The sequence below is a fragment of the Spirosoma arboris genome (assembly GCF_009754945.1).
Taxonomy (GTDB): domain Bacteria; phylum Bacteroidota; class Bacteroidia; order Cytophagales; family Spirosomataceae; genus Spirosoma; species Spirosoma arboris.
In genome coordinates this window covers 85,686-112,237 of sequence record NZ_WPIN01000022.1, presented here as the reverse complement: position 1 = coordinate 112,237, position 26,552 = coordinate 85,686, and the positions used below count along the sequence as shown (strand labels likewise).

22 protein-coding genes are annotated in these 26,552 nt (G+C 47.0%); 15 read left to right on the top strand and 7 right to left on the bottom strand.

The window, feature by feature from the left end:
• The first annotated feature begins 150 nt into the window (after window positions 1–150).
• The 9 genes from GO755_RS35465 to GO755_RS35425 all read left to right on the top strand — a co-directional run bounded on the left by GO755_RS35465 (window position 151) and on the right by GO755_RS35425 (window position 6,870).
• On the top strand, window positions 151–918 hold the full coding sequence (locus GO755_RS35465; RefSeq protein WP_157590183.1) for a class I SAM-dependent methyltransferase: 768 nt from the start codon (window positions 151–153) through the stop codon (window positions 916–918).
• A gap of 39 nt (window positions 919–957) precedes the next feature.
• Window positions 958–1,179, top strand: a complete 222-nt coding sequence (locus GO755_RS35460; protein WP_227687214.1) for a hypothetical protein — start codon at window positions 958–960, stop codon at window positions 1,177–1,179.
• Window positions 1,180–1,206: 27 nt separating this feature from the next.
• Window positions 1,207–2,346 carry an amidohydrolase gene (locus GO755_RS35455; protein WP_157590182.1) on the top strand — a complete coding sequence of 380 codons (1,140 nt, stop codon included), beginning with the start codon at window positions 1,207–1,209 and terminating at the stop codon, window positions 2,344–2,346.
• A 32-nt stretch (window positions 2,347–2,378) separates the two neighbouring features.
• Window positions 2,379–3,230, top strand: a complete 852-nt coding sequence (locus tag GO755_RS35450; protein WP_227687213.1) for a sigma factor-like helix-turn-helix DNA-binding protein — start codon at window positions 2,379–2,381, stop codon at window positions 3,228–3,230.
• Window positions 3,231–3,299: 69 nt separating this feature from the next.
• Window positions 3,300–3,740, top strand: coding sequence for a hypothetical protein (locus tag GO755_RS35445; RefSeq protein ID WP_198175030.1), 441 nt, complete (start codon window positions 3,300–3,302; stop codon window positions 3,738–3,740).
• Between the two features lie 13 nt (window positions 3,741–3,753).
• Window positions 3,754–4,569: an SDR family oxidoreductase gene (locus tag GO755_RS35440; protein WP_157590181.1), complete on the top strand. Its 816-nt coding sequence runs from the start codon at window positions 3,754–3,756 to the stop codon at window positions 4,567–4,569.
• A 185-nt stretch (window positions 4,570–4,754) separates the two neighbouring features.
• Window positions 4,755–4,943, top strand: coding sequence for a hypothetical protein (locus tag GO755_RS35435; protein WP_157590180.1), 189 nt, complete (start codon window positions 4,755–4,757; stop codon window positions 4,941–4,943).
• Window positions 4,944–5,026: 83 nt separating this feature from the next.
• On the top strand, window positions 5,027–5,575 hold the full coding sequence (locus GO755_RS35430) for an RNA polymerase sigma factor (protein WP_157590179.1): 549 nt from the start codon (window positions 5,027–5,029) through the stop codon (window positions 5,573–5,575).
• A 185-nt stretch (window positions 5,576–5,760) separates the two neighbouring features.
• On the top strand, window positions 5,761–6,870 hold the full coding sequence (locus tag GO755_RS35425; RefSeq protein WP_157590178.1) for a serine hydrolase domain-containing protein: 1,110 nt from the start codon (window positions 5,761–5,763) through the stop codon (window positions 6,868–6,870).
• Window positions 6,871–6,923: 53 nt separating this feature from the next.
• On the opposite strand, the gene GO755_RS35420 is transcribed toward GO755_RS35425, so the two are convergent.
• The 3 genes from GO755_RS35420 to GO755_RS35410 all read right to left on the bottom strand — a co-directional run bounded on the left by GO755_RS35420 (window position 6,924) and on the right by GO755_RS35410 (window position 12,764).
• Window positions 6,924–9,092 (bottom strand): xanthine dehydrogenase family protein molybdopterin-binding subunit, encoded by a 2,169-nt coding sequence (locus GO755_RS35420; RefSeq protein ID WP_157590177.1) that lies wholly within the window; start codon window positions 9,090–9,092, stop codon window positions 6,924–6,926.
• Window positions 9,089–9,565: a (2Fe-2S)-binding protein gene (locus GO755_RS35415; RefSeq protein WP_157590176.1), complete on the bottom strand. Its 477-nt coding sequence runs from the start codon at window positions 9,563–9,565 to the stop codon at window positions 9,089–9,091. The genes GO755_RS35420 and GO755_RS35415 overlap by 4 nt, the downstream gene beginning before the upstream one ends.
• Before the next feature lie 196 nt (window positions 9,566–9,761).
• The gene (locus GO755_RS35410; protein WP_157590175.1) at window positions 9,762–12,764 is read right to left on the bottom strand and encodes a DPP IV N-terminal domain-containing protein; all 3,003 of its coding nucleotides are present in this window, start codon (window positions 12,762–12,764) and stop codon (window positions 9,762–9,764) included.
• Window positions 12,765–13,549: 785 nt separating this feature from the next.
• On the opposite strand from GO755_RS35410, the gene GO755_RS35405 reads away from it, so the two are divergent.
• A complete protein-coding gene (locus GO755_RS35405) occupies window positions 13,550–14,725 on the top strand; it encodes a hypothetical protein (protein ID WP_157590174.1) in 1,176 nt (391 codons plus the stop codon).
• Between the two features lie 14 nt (window positions 14,726–14,739).
• Here GO755_RS35405 and GO755_RS35400 read toward each other — a convergent pair whose 3' ends face one another.
• From GO755_RS35400 to GO755_RS35390, 3 genes are all read right to left on the bottom strand, one after another.
• The gene (locus tag GO755_RS35400; RefSeq protein ID WP_157590173.1) at window positions 14,740–17,856 is read right to left on the bottom strand and encodes an AsmA family protein; all 3,117 of its coding nucleotides are present in this window, start codon (window positions 17,854–17,856) and stop codon (window positions 14,740–14,742) included.
• A 268-nt stretch (window positions 17,857–18,124) separates the two neighbouring features.
• Window positions 18,125–18,661, bottom strand: coding sequence for a DUF4199 domain-containing protein (locus GO755_RS35395; protein ID WP_157590172.1), 537 nt, complete (start codon window positions 18,659–18,661; stop codon window positions 18,125–18,127).
• Window positions 18,662–18,839: 178 nt separating this feature from the next.
• Entirely contained in the window at window positions 18,840–19,277 is a 438-nt protein-coding gene (locus GO755_RS35390; protein ID WP_157590171.1) for a helix-turn-helix transcriptional regulator, read from the bottom strand.
• Between the two features lie 155 nt (window positions 19,278–19,432).
• On the opposite strand from GO755_RS35390, the gene GO755_RS35385 reads away from it, so the two are divergent.
• The 3 genes from GO755_RS35385 to GO755_RS35375 all read left to right on the top strand — a co-directional run bounded on the left by GO755_RS35385 (window position 19,433) and on the right by GO755_RS35375 (window position 23,821).
• On the top strand, window positions 19,433–21,325 hold the full coding sequence (locus GO755_RS35385) for a CocE/NonD family hydrolase (protein WP_317166023.1): 1,893 nt from the start codon (window positions 19,433–19,435) through the stop codon (window positions 21,323–21,325).
• Entirely contained in the window at window positions 21,325–22,125 is an 801-nt protein-coding gene (bla, locus tag GO755_RS35380) for a subclass B1 metallo-beta-lactamase (protein WP_227687212.1), read from the top strand. Before GO755_RS35385 ends, bla begins: the two co-directional genes overlap by 1 nt.
• A 142-nt stretch (window positions 22,126–22,267) precedes the next feature.
• The gene (locus tag GO755_RS35375) at window positions 22,268–23,821 is read left to right on the top strand and encodes a hypothetical protein (protein ID WP_157590170.1); all 1,554 of its coding nucleotides are present in this window, start codon (window positions 22,268–22,270) and stop codon (window positions 23,819–23,821) included.
• Between the two features lie 88 nt (window positions 23,822–23,909).
• Here the strand turns inward: GO755_RS35375 and GO755_RS35370 are convergent, their stop codons facing one another.
• The gene (locus GO755_RS35370; protein ID WP_157590169.1) at window positions 23,910–24,308 is read right to left on the bottom strand and encodes a c-type cytochrome; all 399 of its coding nucleotides are present in this window, start codon (window positions 24,306–24,308) and stop codon (window positions 23,910–23,912) included.
• A gap of 175 nt (window positions 24,309–24,483) precedes the next feature.
• Here GO755_RS35370 and GO755_RS35365 point away from each other — a divergent pair, with 175 nt between their 5' ends.
• Complete coding sequence (locus GO755_RS35365) at window positions 24,484–25,221, top strand: class I SAM-dependent methyltransferase (RefSeq protein ID WP_157590168.1); 738 nt, start codon at window positions 24,484–24,486, stop codon at window positions 25,219–25,221.
• Window positions 25,222–25,265: 44 nt separating this feature from the next.
• Window positions 25,266–26,525, top strand: coding sequence for an alpha/beta hydrolase family protein (locus GO755_RS35360; protein WP_157590167.1), 1,260 nt, complete (start codon window positions 25,266–25,268; stop codon window positions 26,523–26,525).
• Window positions 26,526–26,552: the final 27 nt, after the last annotated feature.

Below are 26,552 nucleotides of genomic sequence, written 5' to 3'. Positions count from 1 at the left end.
GTTGAACTAGTTTATTGATAACGAAAAAACAGGCTGGTTCGACTTATGAATCCGCTTCATTTTTCTTTGCTTACACAAAAGAGTAATTTTACAGATTGATTTGCAACAAAGACGTTAACTATATGCTACAGCTAGCGTCCCGAACAAGCTATGTATAAAACCACAGAAATTACCTCAGCCGAAATCGCATCCGATAATCCTGTCCATCAGCGACTACTGTTTCCCTATGTAGAAGCAGCTGCTATAGTCGGCGGGAACGTACTCGAAATCGGCTGCGGCTGGGGCCGGGGGCTAGAGTTATTGACCAAAGCCGCTAAACACTATATGGGTATCGATAAAAACGAGGAGTTAATCAAGGCACTTCAGGCCGAATATCCTACCTCTACGTTCATCTCTGCCAATATCCCTCCACTCAGTACGCTTGCAGACAATACGTTCGATTATATCGTAACGTTTCAGGTGATCGAACATATCGAAAACGATGATTTATTTATCAAAGAAGCTCATCGTGTGTTGAAACCGGGCGGCAAACTGTTGCTGACGACGGTGAATAAAACCTTCTCGCTCACACGCAATCCATGGCACGTTCGGGAATACTATGCCGACGGATTAAAATCACTGATGGCCAAGTATTTTCCAAAAGTTGAAACGCGGGGTATTCACGGCAATGATAAGGTGATGACGTATTATGAGCAGAATAAAGAGTCTGTCAAAAAGTTGACACGCTTCGATATTTTCAATCTGCAATACCGACTTCCCCGGCGATTACTTCAGGTTCCTTACGATCTCATGAATCGCCTTAACCGAAACCGACTTCTGCAAGCCGATGGACTAGCCGCGCAAATTAACTACACCGACTACCTCGTCAGCAACGACCCCGCCGGAAGTCTGGATTTCTTTTATGTCGCAACGAAGTAGGTAAGGTTCAGGTTAATTTTCCCAGAAATAACTACTTTCATGCAACTCATCACCGGTATGGCGAAATTCAAGAAAATAGTAGTTGGCAGCTTGATGGTGATTGTTTGGGGTGTTATGTTCGCCATGGTTATTCCGATGAAAAGCAGCCGGGGCCAGGTGGTAACCGTCCTTATTTGCCTTATACTCAACAGTATTCTGGCAGCCTATTATAGCTGCATTGATCGCCAGCCAACCAGTTTTCGGGAATGGTTGAAAATGTAATAGTACGCGCCTTTGTATGCCCAACAGATGACCGTCGCTTATACCAACTTATTTAGTCAATTCAGGCACGAACTTCACCGGTTTCCTGAAGTTTCGGGTCAGGAAGTTGAAACCCAGAAACGGATCAAAGCTTTTGTCAGTCAGTTTAATCCGGTTGCGATCAGCGAGGTGGGTGGTACGGGCTTGTTGCTGCAATATGGAACGAATGCGGAAGGGCCCGTCACATTAATCCGGGCGGATATCGATGCGCTACCCATGCAAGAGGTCAATACATTTGACTATAGATCCCAGACTGAAGGCGTTTCGCACAAATGTGGGCATGATGGTCACACGGCAATCCTGGCTCGACTAGCGTCTTTGTTAGTCGAAAATCCTGTTTCGACTGGTCGGGTGTATTTGCTTTTTCAGCCTGCCGAAGAAACCGGCAAAGGTGCGGAAGCGGTTTTAAATGATCCCCTCTTTGCAACTGTTTGCCCCGATCGGGCTTTTGCGTTGCATAATTTACCCGGCTTCAAACTAGGCACCATTGTGTGCAAACCGGGTTCATTTACCTCGTCGGTTCTAAGCATCATTGTATCCTTTACAGGCAAAGTCTCGCATTCGGCCGAACCCGAAAAAGGACTCAATCCCGCCTACGTTATGGCGGATTTCATGGTACGAACGAAACAAATACAGAATCCTAATCCTCAGTCTGACGGGTTCGCACTGATAACGCCGGTATACACGACAATGGGCGAAAAATCCTACGGTATATCGGCTGGTTACGGTGAGGTTCATTTAACGCTTCGAACCCGAAATGCCAAACGCATGATAGCACTAACGGCTCAGTTATTGACCTTACTATCAACGCTTTCGGCTGAGAGTGGCATTGCTATACAAACCAGCTACACCGAAGCGTTCGTTGCGAACGAAAATGATACTGAGGCTTTTATCCAAATCAGGCAAAGTGCGCAGAAGCTAGGCTATGACTTTGTCGACAAACAGGAACCGTTCAAATGGGGTGAAGATTTTGGGCTTTTTACCCAGCATTATCCGGGTGCGATGTTTGGTATTGGTAATGGTGAAGACTCGCCTGCCCTGCACAACGACGATTACGATTTCAATGATAAGCTGATTGAGCCAGCTGCACAATTATTTTTAGAGTTGATCATGAGTCATCACAATTGAGATCAGATGGCGCACCAAAATTAACGTTAGCCTTGACTTCATCCGACGCTGTCGCTACCTATCGGGCCACTTTATTTTCGATTGCCTACCGCATGACCGGGGAGGTAATGGTTAGCGAAGACATTGTACAGGAAGCGTTTCTGAAATGGATGAATCGGCCCGAAGAGACCATTCTGGATGATAAAGCCTATCTGGCCAAGAGTGTTATAAACACGGCGCTCAATCACCTGGAGAAGGTGAAACGAGAACGGGAAGCCTACAAAGGACCCTGGTTACCGGAGCCGATTTTAGCAGATAGCCACGCTATTGATGCCAAAATAGATATCTCCTACGGATTCATGCTCCTTCTTGAAAAGCTTGCACCACTGGAACGTGCCGTTTTCATCTTAAAAGAAAGTTTCGATTTTGGGTATTCTGAATTAGCCAAACTTTTCGATACGACAGAAGCTAACGGCCGACAGCTTTACCATAGGGCCAAGGAAAAAGTTTCGGGTACGAATCGTCGTTTCCCGATTGATCCTCAACAACAGCAGATCCTTCTGGAAGCCTTTGCCGAAGCCAGTGAAACGGGAAATATTGACCCGCTGATTCACTTATTCAAAACCGACATTGAGGTTTATTCTGACGGAGGTGGTAAGGTTATTGCCGCGCTCAAACCACTCGTTGGTTCGGCAATCGTTGAACAGTTTATGCGTTCCCTCGTCAGACAGCAATACAGTCAGTTGGATGTTAAACCTGCTCTGGTCAATGGCGAAATGGCCTTATTATTCAGCCAAAAGGATAGTCATATGCTGACTACAGTCATGATTATTGACGTTGATGAGGCTGGCATCAGGCGGTTTTATTTCGTTCGTAATCCGGATAAACTCGCGCACCTTCAATAAATTTTAGCGAGGCTGTCACAATCCGCGGCTTTGGTTTGTCTTGTGTGAGATTTTCAACATTTCATTCATATGCAAATCAAGCAAGTCCGTTGGGTGCAGGCCACCCTTCTCTATTTAGGATTGACGAACATTTTTCCGGGCGTATGGGCGTTGTTCATGCCCCACAGTTTCTATGACTCATTTCCTGGTTTAGGTCGGGTGTGGGTGGCGGTAGATGGCCCCTATAATGAACACCTGATTCGGGACGTAGGCGGTTTCTTTCTGGCACTTGCCCTACTCAGTTTTCTGACGTTACTGGCTCCCCGCCTGGTGTCTGTTCGGGCAACGGCAATCTGCCTGCTGACCTTTAATACTCCCCATTTATTGTATCATTTGAAACACTTACACATGCTTCCGGTCATCGATCAAATCGGAAACGTTGTGGCCCTATCCGCTGGAGTATTACTTCCTGTTCTGCTCTTGTTCCACAAGCCCATTGTCACTCAAACGATCCAATCTGCAATTCCCTAATTAGCTGTAAATCATGAAGAAAGTATTAGTAATCGGCGGTTCAGGCGTATTGGGTTCGGCGGTCGTTAATGAACTACAAAAGAATCATGTAAGCTTCCAGATCGGCAGTCGTAATCAACTCAAGAAGGATGCGTATAGTACTGTCAATCAGGCATCTGATTTGCCATGGGCACATATTGATTTGTTTACAGGTGAAGGGCTCACAACAGCATTGGTGGGCGTCGATACCGTTTTTCATTTAGCCAGTGGTCAGGGAAAAATAGGGAGCGAATCGGCGGAGGTCGTGATCACCCGTAATTTACTGAATGCGGTTAAACAGTCGGATGTAAAGCAACTGATTTACAGCTCAATCGTTGGCGTCGATAAAATTCCCTACAGTTATTATCAAGCCAAGTTCAATGCCGAAACGTTGATTCGGGAAAGTCGAATACCCTACACAATTCTGCGCGCGACCCAGTTTCATAATTTCGTCGATTTTGTGCTGAGCAAACTGCTGCGCTTCCCGATTGGTTTTGTCCCAAAAAAGCTGCTCATTCAGCCCATTCAGGTTGAAGCTGTAGCGCATGAGTTGTATCGACTGGCGCAGGCAGGAAGCCAGCAAATGATACTAAATCTGGGTGGTCTTCAGGTCTACGATGCAGGAACATTGGCTCAACTCTGGATGCACTACCAGAAGATTTCCAAACCAATTATACCGATTCCGACCGTTGGGTTAGTAATGAAGAGCTTCGCCCAGGGATTTGCTACCTGCTCGGAAAGCGCTACAGGTACTCAGACTTGGGCGATTTATTTGGCAGAACGATATGGTCATTCTCAACAGAACGTTTAGAAATGACGAGCAGAAAATAAACTATGGGTAGGCAGGTGATAAATAGTCAAGCGGAGTATTAATAAGAAACAAACCAATTGTCTCTTATGAAATCCAGCACGAAATTCATCCTTATTATCGCGGCCTTATTGATGACTACCTGTTGTATCTACATGCTCTTCGGTCGGGCCTAGCCAAACACAGCTATGAATATCTGGAACATTCAGGAATACGAAGGCGACGGCGTCAGTTGTCCGATTACGCCCATTCATTTGCCTTGGTACAAGAAAGTTGGGCTGTTCTTTTTTCGGTTTGGCATTTGCCCTTTGTGTGTGACAACCAGCGTGGTTTATAGCATTTTTCGAATGATTCGACCAGTTTCGAAGCTAGACTAACCACAGCCGTACAGAGAACACAACGAAAAAGTTTAAAAAATTCTGTGTTCTCTGTACGGCTGTGGTTAAATTTAATTTTCATCATGCCTATGCTAGCTGACTCTCCAGATACCCAACTGCTCAATCAGTTGCGGATGGGTAACAATCAAGGTTTTGACATGCTTTATCGACAGTGTTATCCGTCGATAGAGCGTTTTGTCGTTCAAAATAGCGGTAATCAGGATGAAGCAAAAGACCTGTTTCAAGAGACGTTGTTGATTTTACTAACCAACCTTGAGGCTCCTGATTTCCTGCTGACCTCTTCCTTAAAAACTTATGTGTTTTCCATTAGTAAGAACTTATGGCTCAAACAGCTAAAAAAGTCGGCTCGCTGGACGAGCCTGGAAGATGCAGACGAAACGTGTAGTGTAGTAGCGCCTACCGAACTGGAAACGCCACCATCAGCTTACGAAAGAGTACTGGCGATTTTAGCACAGCTAACCATCCGTTGTCAGGCATTACTAGCCGCCATTTTTTTTGGTCGAAAAAAGATTGCCAATATTGTTGAGGACGACGGTTATGCGAGTGTCCATTCCGCTCAGAATCAGAAATACAAGTGTCTTCAGCAAGCCCGAAAAGCTAGTAAAAAATGATTGCCGAATTAGGCTTTCGATAGCGCTATCGAAAGCCTGTCGCAGCAGCGTAAAGCCATGGAGAATAAGGTTAGTTACGTTCATTTGATCGGTTATAGCCGGCAAAAGCAGAAACTCGGGTGGTTTATCTCTTCTCTGAGCGTTAACTTTACTGAACTACAACCTTCACTTCCTCTTCACGCTCTATGGCCCTCCTCACTTTCCCAAAGTACCGTATCCATCTGCTTTCAGCTATCGTATTGCTCCTCTTTCAACATTGGGGATGGGCGCAGTCTGTCAATCAGGTTTCTGCGGACAGTGTGGATGCGATTGTGAAAACCCACATGGCTAGCAAGCATATTCAGGGTGTTTCGATTGCGGTTGTTCGCCAGGGAAATGTAACACTGGCCAAAGGGTACGGTCTGGCCAATGTCGAACTGAATGTACCTGCGACTCCGCAAAGCGTGTATGCCATTGCGTCGGTTAGCAAGCAGTTTCTTGCGACAGGTATTCTGATCCTGGCGCAGGAAGGTAAACTAACCCTTGACGATGACATTCATAAATACTATCCGCAGGCACCCCAAATCTGGCAGGGAATTACCTTACGTCATTTATTGTCGCATACATCTGGGATCGTTCGGGAGGCTCCTGCGTTTGATCCGGCAAAGATTCAGCCCGATTCTGTTGTGGTGCAATCGGCGTTCCCGTTGCCTTTACAGTTCCCGATTGGCACGAAATGGCAGTACTGCAATGTAGGCTATTTTGCTTTGGCCGACATCATCCGTAAAGTCTCGGGCCAGCCCTGGGAAATCTTTTTGAAACAACGGGTTTTTACGCCGGTAGGCATGGCCGCCACTCGTACTACAACGCTCAGCGAAATCGTACCCAATCGAGTCGACGGCTATGAATGGGACAAGGACCACCTTCAGCGCGCGCTGGCTTACCGGGCTCTACGGCCCAGCGGTGCCTTTTTGTCGACGGTACTGGATTTGGCGAAATGGGATGCCGCGTTGTACACCACCAAATTTTTGACAGAAGCCAGCCAGAAACAGATGTTGACTCCGTTTGTACTCAAAGATGGCACTCCTTACCCCTACGGGTTAGGCTGGCGGATTGATTCGTTTCTGGGAACACAATGGATTCATCACGGTGGTTCACTGCCTGGTTTTCGGACAGAATACGCCCGTTTTCCACAAGCTGGCCTTTCTGTTATTGTCCTGACGAATGGTGAAGAAGCAAATCCCGAAAGTATCGCCAAGGAAATCGCAGCTCTGTATCTACGTTCTGCAACAGGAAAAACAGTTAGCGGAAAATAACGCTGACTACATGATCTAATTCCATGGTCTGTGTCCTCACAGACCATGATAATCTATACGTCTTCCAGCTTAAAGGGTAAGGTACGTATTCGCTTGCCCGTCAGGTCAAAAATTGCATTGCACAAAGCGGGTGCGAAGGGCGGTAATCCGGGTTCGCCCACGCCACCGGCTTTTTCATCATTTTCCATGATATGCACCTCGATTTCTGGAGTGTCGGTCATCCGTGGCATTTCGTAAGTATTAAAGTTTTGCTCCACGGCCTTCCCGTCTTTAAAAGTGGTCGCATGTTTAATAGCCGCTCCCAGCCCCATAATGATACTTCCTTCTACCTGAGCGCGGATGATATCCGGGTTTACATACCAGCCACAATCGATCAGTGCAATCACTTTATCAATCTTAAGTTTTCCATCTGCCTTACGTGAAACCTGAACGATATGTCCGCAGATTCCACTGAAGCATTCTGTAATAGCTATTCCCCAACCGGCGTTTTTACCTCTTGATTTCCAGCCACTGATCATTTCCAGTTGATCAACGATGTCCTGGTAACGTTTGTCAGGCAAATGGTTTCGACGGAAAGCTAATGGGTCTTGTCCAGCTAAGTGAGCAAGTTCATCGATAAAGCTCTCGGCCGCAAAGCCGTTGGTAGAGGCATACACAGATCGCCACCATAGTACGGGTATGGGTGCGCGGGTTCCCACACCACCGAAGCTATAATGCGGAATAGCTTTAAGATAAGGATGTAGCATTCCTTCTGTATTGCCGTTATTATAGGAAGGCGGTTCCGGGTCAGGATAAGGTTTAGGGCTCCATTCCTGCCCAATCCACTGAGCCGCCGTTATCATCTGAAAAGCAAGGATTTGGCCAGTACTGTCAACACCACCCTTGCAGGCATAAAAGGCACCGGTTCGAAATGGCCCCGTACGCATATCGTCTTCTCGCGTCCATACCACCTGAACAGGCGCTTTCATGGTTTTCGAGATTAGCGCTGCTTCGTGCGGATAGTCGGTAAATCCTTTGCGACCAAAGCCTCCACCCAGAAAAGTCATATTGACGGTTACATTTTCTTTCGGAATGCCCATTCGATCACTCAAATCGGCTTGAATCCAGTTCGCTTCCTGAATTGGCCCCCAGATGTCAATGCGATTGTCCTGCACGTGAGCAATGCAATTGAGGGGTTCCATACAGCTATGCGATTGATAAGGCGTTTCATAAATCGCGTCAATTTTTTTCGCAGAGGTTTGCCAGGCAGCTTCAAATTTTTGGGAAGGGCCGGGTTTTCCGAGGTTTGCTCGCATCTGCGAGGCTAGTTGGTCGGAATCCAGGTGATCAAAGCCCGAATCGTCCCACTCTACGGTCAGCAATTTTCGTCCCTGCATGGCCGCCCAGAGTGAATTGGCTACTACGGCAACACCTTCAGTCAGATTACCGAAAACAGCGCGTTGTACCATGAAGACGTTCTTTACACCTGCTACTGCTTTCGTTTTTGAATCGTCAAACCGTATGACTTTTCCGCGAAATCGAGGACTCCGCTCAACCACCGCGTATAACATACCCGGCACTTTTTTGTCCAGCCCGAACTGAGCAGTGCCATTGATTTTCAGTGGAATATCTTGCCGGGGTAGCGACTTTCCAATAATTTTATAGTCCTTCCGACTTTTTAACGGCACGTTTTGAGGGGGTGGCAATGTAGAAGCTTCTTCAACAAGCAGCCCGTAACCAAGCTTTTTGCCAGACGAACGATGAATTACCTGGCCGTTCTGCGCATAACAGTCTGAAGGGTCAACGGCCCATTGTTTAGCAGCTACGCCAATGAGCATTTCCCGGGCCGAAGCCCCGACTTGTAACAGTTGTTTGTACCAGCCCCGTATAGAAAAACTTCCCTCCTGCGGTTGAGGACCAAATTTTTTGGGATTGGCCGGAGCGAACAAAATGGTAACCTGATCCAGATTTACTTCCAGTTCTTCGGCAATCATTTGCGGAATTGCCTGGAATGTACCCTGTCCCATTTCCGAGCGATGATTCCTGATGGTCACTTTGCCGGATGTATCGATAGAAATCCAGGAGAGTAGTTCGGTACTCGCCTTGTCTACTAGTTGGGCGTTAACAATTTCTACCTCCGTTTTACCCGAAGCAGGAAAGTAAGCTCCAAGCGTTAAGGCTATGCCCGACAGACTCACCTGTTGGATAAACTTTCGGCGCGACAACTCGCTACTGTTTTTCATTGGCCATTGGTTTTTGCGAGTGTACCAGCAGCCATTTTAATCGCTTTTCGGATTCTTGGGTAGGTGCCACAGCGGCAGATATTCCCCTGCATGGCCGCGTCGATGTCTTCGTCGGTAGGGTGGGGGTTGGTCTTCAACAGAGCAACGGCCGACATGATTTGCCCGCTTTGGCAGTATCCACATTGAGGCACTTGTTCGGCAATCCACGCTTTTTGCACGGGATGAGAGTTATCCTTCGAAATGCCTTCAATGGTTGTGATTGGTTGATTCAATACAGCAGACACGGGAAATGAACAGGAGCGTATAGGAGCACCCGCGAGATGTACTGTACAAGCTCCACACTGAGCCATTCCGCATCCGTATTTTGTTCCGGTAAGGCCAACCAGTTCCCGAATGGCCCACAACAAAGGCATCTGGGCATCGGCATTAACCGGGTATTTCTTTCCGTTGATGGCTAACGTGTATAAAGGCATATGAGCGATTATGAAAAGTACCCGACTCAATGGGTATTCATAAAAATAGCCTTTACCTATTCTTCGGGGAAATTATCTTGACGACCTGCACGATAAGGCGTGTCAACGACAGTCATTGATTGACTACAGGCACGAGAATAGACGTGAACTGGCGCAGGTATTTACCCGCGCCAGTTCACGTCTGCGTTTAAAAACTCTATTTCAACAACTCGGCTAATGTCCAGACGTTCCCGTTTTTAACCGTATACCGAACGTTCATGGAGTCTCGAATTTTGTTTAGTGGATCACCTTCAACGGCAATTATGTCGGCTACTTTACCGACCTCTATGCTACCCAGATCGTTGCCAACACCAGCCGCTTCTGCCGACCAGAGAGTAGCCCCGCGAAGGGTCTCGAAAGGCGTTACGCCACCTTCTACCCAGTTTTGCAGCTCGACCTGTAAACTCAATCCATAGGGAATCAAGGGCGAGTCGGTGCCGGGTGTCATTCGTCCGCCCGCATCAATGAATTTCTTCACATTTCCGGCCAGCGTTTTAAAATTCTCGATCGCTCCCGGCATCATCCGACGCATCGTTTGCTGCTGCGCCATCAGATTGGTACGATAGGTTTCATTGTAAAAATGAGTGTATGGCGGGTAGCTCAACAGGCTCGTGTCACGACGAGTCTGGAACGAAAAACCGCCCTGCAAACTCGCTGTAGGCGTCATATTCATGCCCGACTTCGCCACCAGATTCAAGACATCGGCGTAGATGTGGTTGGTCGATGTCAGCTTCATCGAGTAACCCCGACGACTGGTTGCAGACGCGTGTTCAACACCATCGATATTGTATTTCACGGCTGGATACAATTCGTGCGAGGTGACCGGTATGCCAATCTGATGCGCTAAATCGGCAGCTAGTTGCTGCAAGCGATCGGGTAAGCGGACGTAGCATTTCAGTAGGTCATAATCTAATTTCTTTGCCCTGTCGAGCTCCATACGCAGTTGCTCTTCACTTCGGATACTCGTGGCCAATCCATAATAAAGTCGATAGCCTTCATTCAGGGTGCCGGTATAAAACGAACGCGGCCCCGGCCGGATACCTGCATCCCAGGATTCACGTCGTTCCAGCGCATCATACGGATCGGAGCCCGTTTCGCGAATGCTGGTAATACCATGACTCAACCAGATACGCCCCTGCTTTTCACCCGATAAAATGGTTTGGTGGGTGTGCATTTCCCACAGACCAGGCATAACGGTAAGTTTAGAAGCATCGACCAGTTTGCCTTTGCGGCCAGCCTTGTGTGGCTCGATCGCCTGAATTCGGCTACCTGCCAGAATAATGTCTACGTTTTCCTGATACTTATTCGTTTTTCCATCGAAGAGTTTTCCCGCGTGAATAATTGTTGGTTCTGTAGGCAATTTGGGCTGATACGTAAACGCTAACGGAATGGTTGAAACACGGCCTGTTGTCATATCCATCTGCTTGAGCGTATCGATAGCCAGGTACACCAGCGTTTTCGAATCGGCGGTCCAGGTCATATTGTCTGCCAGTGTCTTCGTACGCTGAATGGCCGGACCGGTCTGTTTGCCATCTGGTGCAACGGGCAATGTCCACAACTTGCCATCGAGTACATACGCCATCCATTTGCCATCGGGCGACCAGCTAGGGCCGCTACGTCCCCGAAAACTAATGGTCTGATTGGCTGAATCAGGCTTCATTTCCAACGCATTGCCTCCACCCTGACTTGGAATAATGAGAAACTGATTCAACCCCTCCCGGAAACGGGTGGAGTAAATATCCAGCGCCGAAACGGCGATTTGCTTGCCATCAGGCGACCAACTCGGTACGCCGGGACCAAAGAGTGCGTCATACACTTTTTGGGGTGCAGCAAACGGCTGATCTTCTGAGGTTGGGAAGGCGATAGTGTGCAATACGCTCCGCCCGAAAGCTGCCCGGTCGAGCATAAAAAAGGCAATACGTTTGCCATCGGGCGCAAAAGATGGGGTATTAATTTCCTCTGTACCATTCGTCAGTTGGCGATCCTGACCCGTTTTCAAGTCTCTGGCCCACAGATTAATACCCCCCGAACGGTCGGAGGTGAAAATCAGGAACCGGCCATCAGGAGAGAAACAGGGGTCAGCCTCAATAAAGGAATCGTTGGTTAATTTCTGAGGGGTCGACAAACCTATGTCCAGCCAGTACAAATCGCCTAGTGCGGTAAAAACAACGGCTTTCCCATCTGGCGAAACTACTGGTGCCCGAATACCTTTGACAGGACGTGGCTTGGGGTTATCGAGCAGGTATTTTTTGCGCGTATACGGTTTGCGATTCAGCGCAAACGTGGCCTGCCAGGCCAGCTTTTCTGTTTTAGCAAAATCGGCGGTTTTGTGCTTTATCGCTCCGTCGGCTGTGTACCAGATCGACCCGTCGGCGGCTACGGAAGGACGGAATGGAAATACATCTTCACCCTTTGTGGAAATGACTTTAGGAGCCGCATCTGCCTTTAGTTCTTTAACAACCAAGGTCGTAGCCCCATCAGCAACCGTTTGTAAAATTAACGAGTTGCCGTCTTTCGCCCAGGCCGGAGGACCTAGTGTTGCCGTTGTTTTCCAGATCAATGTTTCCTTGCCACCTTCCCAAACATACAGTCCCGACGCGTCAGGGCGGGTTACAACATAGGCAATTCGATTCCCATCGGGCGAGTACGATGGTGAATACTCATTACCCGCATGCTCAGTAAGTTGCTTCAGCGCCTGTGTTTTTAAGGTCAGTTCCCATAGGTTATAACTCCCGCCTTTATCCGACGAAAAAACCAGTTTACTTCCATCAGGAGAATAGCTGGGTTCCCGATAGTCAAATTCGCCAGTTGTGTGTTTTTGTAAATCCGACCCGTCGGGTTTAATGCTGTAAATGTGAAAAGTCCCATCCCTGAACGATGAGTATACAATCCGCTTCCCATCGGGCGACCAGGCGGGTTGGTGCGCATCATCCCGAAAATCCGTTAAAGTCTTGGCCACACCCCCTTTGGCGGACAGTAACCAGATGGTTCCCTGCATATCAATCACAATCGACTGTCCATCGGGTGATAGAGCTAGTGCCATATTAGTACCCTCCGAAACGGTAATTCGTAGTGAATCTTGTGCACGTACCCGACTCGCACCGAATAGCACGAGCAGACATAGCAGTAAGGATTTGGCAAGCATTAAAGGAGTCCTCATGAAGTGAGTTAGTTAGGTTGAAAAGAGAACACTTGTACTGTAAACTGAGTAATTCGGGTAGTGAGTTTGAGAACAAAGCCATCCAAAGATTGATCACCAAAGCAGTAACTGATGAAGCTGGATTCGAGGCAAGGCAATATATGTCGCAAAATAATAATTACAAATTATATTTTATATATTATGATTTTTTGAAAATATAAATTCAATTTATTATAAATAATAAGTATAAAAGTCTGTTTAGGCTTATTGTTTTACTCTTTTTATAGTTTGAATAATAGGGGTTACAAACGCTGTGTTGTGTGGACGTTTTCAGTAAGTGCATCTAAATCAATAGGCCTTTCTAAAAGGGAATAGTTTCGATTTCGGGGTGTCGATGAGCCAGGGTAGTTTTTCAAAATCGAAGGCGATCATGAGATGTGGTTCTCGGTCAATGGTGGGTATACTTCTCAAGTTGATACATCGGATTCTCTTCCTTCGGTACCTGAAGTTAGAAGTAAGCCATAACTGTGTTTAATCGTCCAAAGACACAACGTTACTGATTCGTCGCGCCCTTATCTACTTTATTCTTTCCTAATCCGAATTGCGAATTGGAGGAGTTATACCTGGCCTATTTCAACTGATTGGACCAGATCATGTGAAAATTTAAACGGCGGAATAATATCTTGATTGTTAGGTGCTTAAGATTTTGAACAGACTTGTATAAACTTGAACAGGAATGAATGATTTTATGCGTACTGATGCGTCTATGTTTGTCTCGTCATCCAATAACTTAGACGGCAAACGATATGCTCAGACTCCTTTCTCTCCTACTCTTGTTTAGTTTAATTCGGCCTACTCACGCGCAAAAAGTCTCTTCTCAAAAATTAAAGGAGCTACACGTCCCAATGGTCGCCCAACAGTGGGTGTATGAACCGGGACAGGTTGAATTTGTGACCGATAAAATCGGGCCTGTTATGAAAATCCTAAAAGGCGCCGGTAACGTGATGTTGAAAGACATCAATTTTAGCAATGGCACTATTGAGTTTGATATCGAACTAAAGGGGACAGGCTTTCCAGGCATCAATTTCAGAATGTCGTCGGATCATAAAAACGGAGAGAATTTTTATCTGCGTTCGTTTGGCAAGGTAACACCAGATGTAAGAACCACTTTACAATATGCCCCCATAATCAATGGCATGAGCATGTGGGATTTAACCGATGAGTACCAGGCTGGAGCTACAATCTATCAAAATGGTTGGAATCACGTAAAGCTGGTTATTTCGGGCAAACAAATGAAGGCGTATGTAAACGACATGAGCAAACCTGCTCTAATTGTCCCTGAACTGGAAAGTACAGAAACTGCTGGAAATCTATCATTGAGTGGGCTGGTCAACTATGCCAATTTACTGATCAAACCCGATGCAACCGAAGGATTAAGCCCAGAAGCGGGCTATGCGTCAATCTATAACGATACACGCTATCTGAGAAACTGGATGGTCAGTGCACCAGTCGTTTTTCCTGTCGGTAAAGAATTGATGTTGGGGCTATTTAGCACGTATGGTAAAGTTGGTGGTTCAGAATTACCCGATAGCACCACACAATGGTCGCCGGTTAAGGCCGAAAGCCGAGGTATTATCAATTTGAGCAGACTATATTCGCATAAAGACAAGGAGGCCCGCCTGTTAGCCTGGCTTAAGACAACTATCCAATCTGATAAAGCTCAGGAACGAATCCTAAACTTAGGCTTCAGCGATGAAGTATGGGTATTCATCAATGGGCAAGTTTTATATGTCGACAAAAACTATTTTGGTACTGCCCAGCAAAAAGCACCAAGAGGCCGATGTACAATCGAAAATGCAGCTATCAAACTGCCTCTGAAAGAAGGCAAGAACGAAATAATGATTGGTCTTGCTAATTATTTTTACGGATGGGGTATTATTGCCCGCCTGGATGATACAGAGGGTATTCAAGTAGCAAAATAAAAGGCGATCTAATCTTACTGATCGGCCTCTTCCTTATCTTCTCTATTCTTCCCTAATTTGACTTTCGGATTGGTTTGCGTACCCGTAATGGTCATCGGGATACCCAGAATGCCCAATGGAGGGAGGCCCAATCGGAAGTTCAGATTTAGACGACCATCTAAACCCACTTTGCCTTCCAGCCGGGGGCGGAAACCGGCCACGCGCAGTTTAGTACGGGCAATGGTCATGGTATTGTGGGCAATTGTAGATTTAATGGCCACTTCCGATATGTCTGGATTGTTGATGTTGTGTCCCGTTTCTTTGCTCACCGCTCCAAACAGACTAAATCCATTCATTTTTACCATACGAACCGATAATACGCCACCTCCTACCAGCGATGGATAAATTGGTTGCATATCGGCACCCAGATTCCCACCGAGTTGATAATCCAGCGAAACCAGCCCCTCTGCTTTGGCCGCAGAGGTGGCTAAAGCCCTGAACAAAGTAATCTCGCGATAAGCCCGTTTGATATCAAAATCAATGGCGTTGATGTGGTAGTTGAATGACGCCCGTTGGGGGGATAGGCTCTGATAGGTTGCATCCATCGTAACGGGTGTGCCAATCACGGTGAAGCCAGTTTGTTGAAGTTTGATCCGGCCACTATCGACAGTCATTTGGCCGTGCGCATCCTGAAGTATCAATCCGTTATAGCTCACTCGTTTGGCTTCGGCCTTAACCTCAACTGCTAAATTGGGTGGAACCATTACGACGCCTGATGATTGCGTTGTGGGTTTACCTGAGGCTGTTGACTTATTAGCGAGCGCCATGAATTCATCGACGTTGATCCTGTTGCTGTTCAATGTAAAATTGCCGCGTAGGGGTGACAATGGCCTGGTTAAATAATCGATTAGATTGGTCAGGTAACCACTCATAACTACCGACGATGTGCCATAGGTAGCTCTAAATTTATCGAACCAAACTTTGTCCTGATCGAATCGGAATAGGCCCGCCCTGATCAGAAAAGGCAACGGAAACAAATCAGATGAAAGTAATAAGTCCTTTACCTGTACGGTTCCCTTATTAAAAAGCTGGTCATAGCGCCCAGCCGTGGCATCGCTCTGGTTACCACGTAAGGAGAAGTTTGTCTTGAGAAGGCCCTTTACGTCGTAGCCCTTTTGTGCGACAACCTGGTAGAGTTTACCAACATCGACTGTGCCTTGTGAGGTAATGTCATAGGTCAGATTATCGAAATTTTTGAGGTCGGCCCGAACCCGAAACGGTTCTCCCTCAAACGAAAATGCAATCGGACTGAGGTTAACTCTGAGTGTATTCAGTGAGGGTGTTGTGTTGACTATTCTGGCATCCACATGAATGCGCTCAAGGGGGTGCGGATAGTATTTCGTTTGGATAAGGCCATCCGTTAATTTAACAAGCGCTTTGACGGCAGGAAACTGGCGTTTTGCAGGTACATAGTGGCCTTCTGTCTCGGCCACAATTGTCAGGTTACCAGCTAGTTTCAGGCTATCATTGAGTGGATAAAACGATTTTATTTCGTCTAAGTGAACAATGGCGTCCAGTCTTCCGACGATAGACAAATCCTTCGGATTACTAATTTGGACAAATCCGTTAACGACATTTTGCAGGGCTTTCATGCGGAGATTTTTTAACTCCAGATTGGCATGCCGATAATCCTGGTCAGGGCAGGACGCATCGAGTTTAAAGCTTATATCCCTGACCGGCTGCGGTAACGAATCGTACTTGATGTAGCCATTTTCAAGCGAGGACTTCATCGTAAATCGCGGAATACTTGTAATGACCTGCTCCACTTTGCGCGAGCTGATGCGTCTCTGTGTGACGGTATAATCACCATCAGCTTGTAAGTTCAGTCGATACCTGCCTTTTACATCGAGCAATGGAATGCCTAATGCTTTGTCCCACTTTTCCAGATCAATATCCGTATTGACCAAGGCGTGAATGTTTGGCTTGCTAAAGCCCTTCACCCGTAAACGCGAGCTAAAAAAGTCTTTATTAATCGTGAAATAGAGCGAATCCATGTCCAGATCCAGCTCTTCAGGATTCAGGTTAGGCAGCTTGACTGATAAATCGAGCCGTAGGTTTCGGACAGGATCGGGGGCTTTTTCGTAGGCAATAGACCCGTCGCGCAGGGTAGCATCGATTTGCAAAGCGGGCTTGGTATGGTTAACGGCGCTATATTCACCCGATAGCGATACGCCAAATGCTCCGAAGCCATTTATGTCGGTTTTATCAGCCCAGCGTACCAGATCAGGAGGCAAGGCGGTGACTATATTGTGCAGATCAGTTTCAACAGATTTTACTTTAAAATCCATTGTGTAACCGTCGCGAAAAAAGGCGAACTTACCCTTAAACTGAACAGGTAGCTTGTTAATTTTTAGGTCATTTTTAGTAAAGACAAACGCCAGCGAATTCGTATTTACCTGTGTAATCAAATCGGCATTGACCTGTTTCCCAAGCGCGTAGGGCTGGTTATCGTAATAGAGATCGACTGAGTCGATGTGTGTATGTGTGTAGAGATCAAAGATGTCTTTACTCAAATCGCCTTTGCCTTCATAGAATACGCCTTTTGCCCGAATCAGGATTGGAATCGATAGGTCATTGTAAAGAATAGAAGTTCGTTCAATCTGTATCTTGTTGATGATCAGTGCAGTACTGCTCGTATCGGTCGGGGCAGCCGACGAATCGGTTGAGGCTACATATACATTATAATTAGCACGTCCTTCTTTATCCACCTGGACATTAATCCGTCCATCAGCTAGGAATACTTTATCAATTTGAATTCGTTTTTCAAGCAGACTGGCCAGATCGACCCCAAGACTAATCTCGCTGGCGGCTAACAGAGTATCCTGCTCAAACGGAGCCGATCCATTGAGTGTAACGTCGCGAAGGGTTAGCGTCAGGTTAGGGAAACGAGCAAAAAACGAGAGTTTAGCCTCCGAAAACACCAGTTTCCCTTTCAGGTTGCCAGCTGTCCAGTCGCTCAGCTTTTCGGCAATAAATTCGGGGAACAAATAAGGCAGCCCGCCAATCAACAAACCGATCAGCAGAATTAGAACACCTATGCCAAGGCTCAACCGTTTGAGTCCTGTTGCTACAGATTTTAACGTATGTTTCATTACGGTGAGTTGGTAACGCACGTGGGGAAATTGTGCTTGCCAAACAACTGGTTTGCCTCCTTGCGAACCACAAAGTTAGTATAGGGCATTAATAACTAACGTATTTGCCCTATACGTAATAGAGGATTTAGCAAAACAAAAAATTTGCTGACTGTTAGTGCACGAGATTAGGATAAGAACCTGTCTATAAAATAAAAAGGAATCAGGGCTAACCCCAATTCCTTTTTATGGCCTATAAGAACACTAATCATGAACTTGAAATACTGTTTTATGACGCAACCGGCAAAAAATCTTTTTTTCGTAAAAGGGTAGCACTCAATAGTGTGATGAGCAACCCGACTGGGAAAACTTCTATAAATGTGATGGCAAGCCGCACGAACGGATTTTTGTACGATTCTGCACTCGCCTGAAAGTCGGCTAACGCCTTGCTCATTTCCAATTCTGTGGCTCCGCTGCTTTTCATTTTTTCCTGCGTGTGTTTAGCCGCCATTTCCATAAAATCAGGGAAAATTGTCGTGTAGCAGATTTCCCAGGCTATGCAATAAAGAAGGGACGCAATCAGGGTGATAAGGATGCCTACTTTAAAGGCCGTGCCAAACGTAATTCCTCCACCTAAATGATTATCGCGGTAGGACTTGATCCCGAAAAAAACAAGGGATAACGCAATGACCATAGTGGTATATCCCACCCACATGCCATTGTCGAATGTAATGAGTCCACTCCGCCAGAACGGAACTGTAATGGGAAACATGCCGCCCACAATTGTGCCGGCTAAAAGGCCATAAATCAAAACGACTTTTCTCATGATTGTTTTTTTGATCAAAGCAAATAAGCCACGCGCCGAGTCGCATCACCCGAAAGTATGATTTTAATCCTGACCGCCTGAATCATACCAACGTATTAGATATTTTTTTACAGGATAAAACAGGGTTTCTTTCTGTTCATTAATCCTGTTTTATCCTGTAAATCCTGTCAAAAACCTTTTAAGGAATAAGCCGGAGTTCCTTCGCTTTCTGAACAGCTTGTGTCCGGCGTTTCGTATCGAGTTTGAGGAACAAATTTGAGGAATGGGTTTTAATGGTATTGAGGGAGACAAACAGCGTATCGGCTATTTCCTGATTGGAGAGCCCCCGTGCCATTAAGTCTAATACCTGGTATTCGCGTTTGCTGATCCCGAACTTTTCTAACCGGGCAGGGTCGAACTGAAAATCAACCTGATAATTGAGCTGACTAACAGGTAAAGGTTTTGTTTGGGTAAGTTTCAACCCTACCCAAACACCCAATACGGTAAACAGAATGGCAATTAGGCCGAGGTAAATTTCCAGCGACAGGGTATGTACTAAAAAACGATATTCCAGCAGCTTCAGCATACTAATCAGAGCTGCCAGGGCGAGGCTATAGCTAAGAATCGTTCGTTTCATGGGTTACTAATCTCGATAGAGAATAAGTTTCGCCGACTAATTACTTCCTCGATCAACAAGGAGAAGAAAGGTACCCATAGGGGAAATTGCCAGGTCACCGATTTATCTAGTGCAATTTAGCGCTATTTTGTACCGAAAATGACTTCCAACATTCTGTGAGACCACTATTTCTTTTCCTACTGCTGCTCCCAGCCCTCGTTGTCGCCCAGTCGACTCCACCCGCAAATCCATACCCGTTCACGCCTGTACAAGACACCGCTTATGTACGCGAGAACTACCAGAAATCTGAATTTATGGTGCCCATGCGCGATGGCACCAAGCTGTTTACGCAGGTCTATGCACCCAAGGATCAGTCGGTGAAACACCCGATCATCATGCAACGGACACCTTACAGTTGCCAGCCTTACGGCGTTGGTCTCTTTCGACCACGATTGGCTCCCAATCCGTTTATGCTCCGCGATAATTACATAGTTGTTTATCAGGACGTTCGTGGTCGATGGGCTTCTGAAGGCAAGTTTGTCGAAATGACGCCACACATTGACGCCAAGAAAGGAAATGCCGATCACGATGAAGCCTCAGATACTTATGACACCATCGACTGGCTATTGAAAAACATCCCCAACCATAACGGAAACGTGGGTCAATGGGGTATCAGCTATCCCGGCTTCTTTACCTCGGCGGGATCGGTTTCGGGACATCCTGCCCTAAAAGCCTCGTCGCCACAGGCGCCAATGGCCGATCTGTGGCGTGATGATGCGTTTCATAACGGTGCCTTTCAAATTGCGGCCAACTTTGGCTTTTATACTGGTTTTCAGGAGCAAACCGGTCCAACAAAGCAGCGGCCACAACGCTTATTTTCTATCGACGACCCCGATGGCTATCATTTTTACCTGAACATGGGGCCAACCGCCAACTCGGAGAGCCAGTATTACAAAGGTCGGAATGTGTACTATCATGAAAATTTCGAGCATCCCGACTACGACGATCATTGGAAAAAACGGAACATTTTACCGCACCTTAAGGGTATCAAACACGCCGTAATGGTAGTAGGCGGTTGGTACGATGAACAGGATTTGTACGGTACCTTCAATACGTATAAAGCCATTGAAAAGCAGAATCCGGGCATTCAGAGCATTTTTGTCGTAGGCCCCTGGGTACACGGTGGCTGGGCCAGGCAATCGGGGCAAACCCTTGCCGACGTAGACTTCGGTTCGAAAACATCGCCCTATTATCAGGAGAATATTGAAGCTAAGTTTTTCAAACACTACCTATTCAACGAAACGACTCCGTTGACTCTGCCTGAAGCCACGCTCTTTGAAACAGGTACCAATCGCTGGCGGAGTTTCGATACCTATCCACCAAAGGGAACCGTGCAGAAACAGTTGTATTTAGGTGGCAGCGGGAAACTCAGTTTTTCGCCGATAGCAGCAGGCGCACCCTTCTCCGAATTTCCATCTGATCCGGCGCACCCGGTTCCGTTTGCAAGCAAAATTAACGATGGCTTTTCTGCGGAATACATGGTTGACGATCAGCGATTTGCCTCCGCCCGACCCGATGTGTTGACGTTCCAAACGGACGCTCTTACCGAAGACCTGACCCTTACCGGCCCAATACTGGCTCAACTCACCGTCTCAACCACCGGTACCGATGCCGATTGGATGGTTAAAGTGATTGATGTGTATCCGTCGGATGCGCCGGAGAATCCGCAAAAGAAAGATGTAATCTATGGCGATTATCAACAGCTTATCCGGAGCGAAATTATCCGGGGACGTTACCGGAACAATATCAGCAAACCCGAAGCCTTCAAACCCAATCAGCCGACACAGGTTGCCGTAGAGTTGCAGGATGTCTTGCATACCTTCAAAAAAGGGCATCGACTCATGGTGCAGGTGCAAAGTTCATGCTTTCCCCTCGCCGACCGAAACCCCCAAACGTTTGTACCTGTTTTCTCAGCTAAAGAGTCTGATTATCAGAAAGCCACCCACCGGGTTTATCATGGCAAATCGGGGGCGAGTTTTCTAAAAGTTGGCGTATTAACGAATCCATAATGGCCTGTCAATCAATGCAACTGTATTCGTCAACGTGGTCTATAGTCCTAAAATCCACGCTTATTCTAACGGCCTGTTTTGGGCTACTACTTAGCTTTGCTCAAGCGCAACCTGCACAAAAGCCTAAACTAACGGTTACGCCACTGAACGACCATGTGTACGTTCATATAACCTATGGCCTATACAAGGGAACGCCTGTTCCATCCAATGGTCTGATTGTCAACACGAAAGATGGCGTTGTGTTGGTCGATACGGGTTGGGATACGGATACCAATACCGATAATACCCGAGACTTACTTAAATGGGTTGCTGATAATCTGCATCAACCTGTGCGGCTTTGCATTGTCACACATGCGCACGAAGACCGTGTAGGGGGTATCCGGGAACTCCATAAAGCGGGCATCCGGGTTGTTAGCACGCCCTTGACTGCCCGGAAATCGGTTAAACTCGGTTATGAATCTCCCGAAGGCATTTTGCCCAATGATACAACGTTCACGATTGGCCAGGAGCCGATTCGCTGCTACTTTCCGGGGGAAGGACACACCAGCGATAATATTGTGGTCTGGCTACCGAATCAGCAGATTTTGCACGGGGGATGTCTGATCAAAAGTGTAGTCGCCTTTGGAATGGGAAACCTTGCCGATGCGAACCTGAACGCATGGGCAGCTACTATTCAGAATGTAATGAAACAATTTGGGAGCGCTCGTATTGTGGTTCCCGGCCATGAGGATTGGGGCGATACAAAGTCGCTGGAGCATACATTAAGTTTATTGAAAAAGCATGCGGCCTCTCAAAAATGAACGATCAGAGCTGGGCATATTCCAGTACTTTTCTCATTAGTGCTGTATTGAATTAAGTTGTTGTCTGTCAGGGTGTAACTGTTTATATTAGAGCTGTTTTTTCTCACTGGGAGAACGCTTGTCAGTTTTAATCCTGATCGTTATGACTAAATTTAAACGCTTACTTCTGCCTGGTTTGCTCATACCAACCTTCCTTTGGGCTCAGAATAACTATGTTGCCGTGAGCCCCAATTCTGGAACTCCCGGTAGTTTCAATACACTGGTTGGTCTGCAGGCGGGAGCCAGTATTGCTACGACGGGCCAAAGCAATGTATTTACCGGCTATCAGGCAGGCTTTTCGAATACGACGGGTTCGTTCAATATGTATTTGGGTTTAGGAACGGGCTACAATAATGTAACCGGGAGCCGTAATGTGCTGGTGGGTCATCAGGCAGGCGTTGGGGCTGGATCTTATTCCGATGGCGTGGCTATTGGTTATCAGGCAGGTAAAAATAATAAAGGAAGCAGTAATGTTTTTGTCGGATCTTCGGCGGGCTATACCAATGCATTAGCGCCTGAAAACGTGTTTGTGGGCTATGCTGCGGGATATTATAATGCATCAGGATATAGTAACGTTTTTCTGGGCTATGAGGCCGGGTATTCTAATACAACGAGCTTCAGTAATTCATTTATAGGTCATCAGGCAGGCTTCTCAAATAATGGCGGATCGAATAACTCATTTTTGGGTGAGCAGGCGGGTTACTGGAATTTGACAGGTTCAGGGAATTCGTTTATTGGATCTGGATCTGGGGCAAATAACTCGTCAGGAAACAGTAATACGTATCACGGCTTCCAATCAGGATATGTCAATACAACAGGCTCGGCCAATACGCTGCTTGGCAATCAGGCAGGTTATACGGCCGAAGCCGATTCCAATACGTTCGTCGGTTTTCAGGCGGGCTACAGCACCACCTCAGGTAAAGGGAATACGTTCTTTGGAACCAAATCTGGCTACGGTAATACAACCGGTAACCATAATACATTCGTTGGTCGTGGGGCTGGGCCTGCTTCGGCCAATTCGGATGACAACGTCTTCATTGGTTTCAATACGGGGGAGCATGATGATGGCTTTGGGAATACGTTGCTGGGTACAGCGGCTGATGTCCAGACTCCCCATTTAACTAATGCTACGGCGCTGGGCTATGGTGCACGCGTGGCTGTAAGTAATGCAGTTGTATTAGGGCAGAATGCCAACGTGGGTATTGGCACCAGCGCGCCAACGGCTCGATTGCATGTGCGCAGTGAGCAGCCAGACGAATCAGGTATTCGGCTGGAAAATCTGACGAATCAGAGTGTGGCGAGCGGGCAGACAGATAAGTTTCTGAGCGTCAATGAACATGGTGACGTGGTGCTGGCCCGATATCGACTTCAGTATACGCATGCAAACGAGTGGGCTGATAAGGTTTTTTCCGCTAACTACCACTTGCGACCCTTAACTGAAGTGGGCTTGTATGTGGGTCAGCATGGCCATTTGCCAGATTTGCCGTCGGCTCAGAAGGTGGTGCAACAAGGGGTTGATGTGGCTGAGCTGAACGCCAAACTACTGGAGAAGATCGAAGAATTAACCTTATATATGCTGGATCAGCAGCAGCAGATTAAGCGGTTGCAGGCCAGAGTTCGCCGTATTGAACACCCGATTAACCGTAAGAAGCATTGATTTCAAGAGACTCATTCGATATATAAAAAAAGCACTGGATTTCGGCCCAGTGCTTTTTTTATACTAGAAAACGTTACCAGAAAGCAGACTAGGCTGATTTCTTGGTTTTCTTGGTAGTTGTCTTCGTGGTTTTCTTAGTAGTCGTCTTCGGGCTATCATCCAGCGAATTAATCCAGACAGCCAGTTTCGTGGCATCTTCTTTCGGTACCTGTGTCATTGGAGCCATTGGAGGATAACCTGGCCAGTGGGAAGGAACAGGTGTATAAATTAGCTTAACAATTTCGTCGGTAGAATATTTTTTCTTGGCTACATCGGCATAAGCTGGGCCAACCAGCCGCTGATTTGGGCGGTGGCAGGCAATACAGGTGTATTTTTGCATCAGGGCATTCATATCTGCCGGAATATCGGCTGGTGCCTGAGCGTTAGCGTCGAAAGAGGCAACGGCGAGCGCAGCCGAAGCGAAGAGAATGCCAAACGTTTTTTTCATGAGAATCGGGTAAACAATAAATGGACGAATTGATTGATAATCGGCCTATAGGTCAGCCTCGCAAAAATAGACTGTTTCAGATGATAACCCAATTTTGGCTACGGTTTTTCCTATTAAACTAAACATTAGACAGTTGTTCCCCGAAAACGTTTAAAATTTGCCAAAACAAAAAACTATGCAGCCTATCGACCGCTTCTCTGGCCATGCCGATCTATACGCCCAATACCGAATCGACTACCCGGCAGAGTTATATGATTTTGTTCTCTCGTTTGTTAGAAATCGGCAAAGCGCCTGGGATTGCGCTACTGGAAATGGGCAGGTCGCCGGAGCATTAGCGGCTATTTTTGAGCAGGTCGAGGCCACTGATATCAGCGAAACTCAACTCATTCTGGCGGTTAAAAAGCCGAATATCCACTATCAGTTGAGTCCCGCCGAACAAACACCCTTTCCCGACCACACCTTCGACCTGATTACGGTGGCTCAGTCGCTCCACTGGTTCAACATAAGCGCCTTTCATCAGGAGGTTCGCCGGGTAGCCAAACCGGGCGCGGTAATCGCCGAATGGGGCTATGGCTTAGTCAAAATCGGCTCAGACCTCGATCCCATTTTACTGGATTTTTACCGTAACCGTATCGGTCCTTACTGGGACCCGCAACGAAAATACATTGATAATGCCTATGCTACCTTGCCCTTCCCATTTGCCAATGCGCAACGAGCAGGTTTCATCGCCCGACGTACCTGGTCGTTGGCGCGTTTCCTAAACTACCTGCGTACCTGGTCGGCAGTGCGTCAATACATTCACGAGAATGAAGAAGATCCTGTTAATGGGCTAGGAGAGGAGCTGAAATCAATTTGGGGTGAAGAGGAACGTGAACTTCAATTTCCAATTTTTTTGCGAATTGGTCATGTGTAGAGATGGGGAAAGCCCTATAAATAATTGTTAATAACGAGTTTGTAATGCTAAAGAAAGCTCCTCTCTATTCCCTTTTTTGTCTGGTGACGCTGCCGATGCTTGCTCAGAAACATCCAGTACCCGATCCACTAATGCTCAACAATGGCGGGCGGGTAACAAGTGCAAAAGAATGGCAGACCCAACGCAGACCAGAACTACTGGAACGCTTTGCGAGCGAGATGTACGGCCATTCGCCGGGCAAACCGGCTGCCATGACGTTCAAAGTTTTCGATACAGATGCTAAAGCACTGGGCGGCAAAGCAACCCGAAAACAGGTTGCTATCTATTTTAATGGGAAGCCAGATGGCCCACGAATGGACGTGCTGATCTATAGTCCGAATCAGGTGAAAGGCCCCGTTCCGGCTATCGTTAGCCTGAATTTTTGGGGCAACCAAAGTGTCAATTCCGATCCCGCCATTCGTATTTCGACCAGTTGGATAGAGTCAGGCAAGGGGAATCCTTACATTGATGTTTCCTGTGTGGTCAACCATCAGGCTACTGAAGCCTGCCGGGGCCTGAACGCCCGCCAATGGCCTGTCGATAGTATCTTGAGCAGAGGATATGCGCTGGTGACAGCCTACCGCGAAGACATCGCTTCCGACGAACCATCTACTAAGTTCACAACAGGCGTTCATCCTTTATATCCTGAATTTCAGAACCGGGGCGATAACTTCGGTACGGTTGCTGCCTGGGCGTGGGGACTAAGCCGGATCATGGATTATCTACAAACCGATAAGGCCATTGATGCCAAACGCGTTGCTGTATTTGGCTGGTCGCGGTTGGGCAAAGCAGCTCTTTGGGCCGGTGCTACCGATAAACGGTTTGCGCTGGTTATCAGCCATGAATCAGGAGCAGGCGGAGCTAAGTTATTTCATCGGGGTGTGGGTGAAAATATTCGGCGGCTCTGCACGGTTTTTCCACATTGGTTCGCTGGTAATTTCAAAAAATACATGGACCAGGATACGCTCCTTCCATTCGACCAGCATATGGTGATTTCATTGATTGCGCCCCGACCAGTCTACGTCGCGAGTGCCGAGCAAGACAAAGGCTCTGATCCTGAAGGTGAATTTGAGGGAGCAAAAGCTGCCAGTGAAGTCTATAAATTTCTGGGAACGACAGGATTACCTATAGCTGACATGCCTCCACTTAACCAGTCTGTGCAGGGGCAAATCGGCTACCATATCCGGCCCGGCGGACATGATGTAACCGATTATGATTGGGCGCAGTACCTCCGATTTATGGATAATCACATTAAAAAGAAGTAGGCAGTTGCTTACCATCTGCTTTAGAAA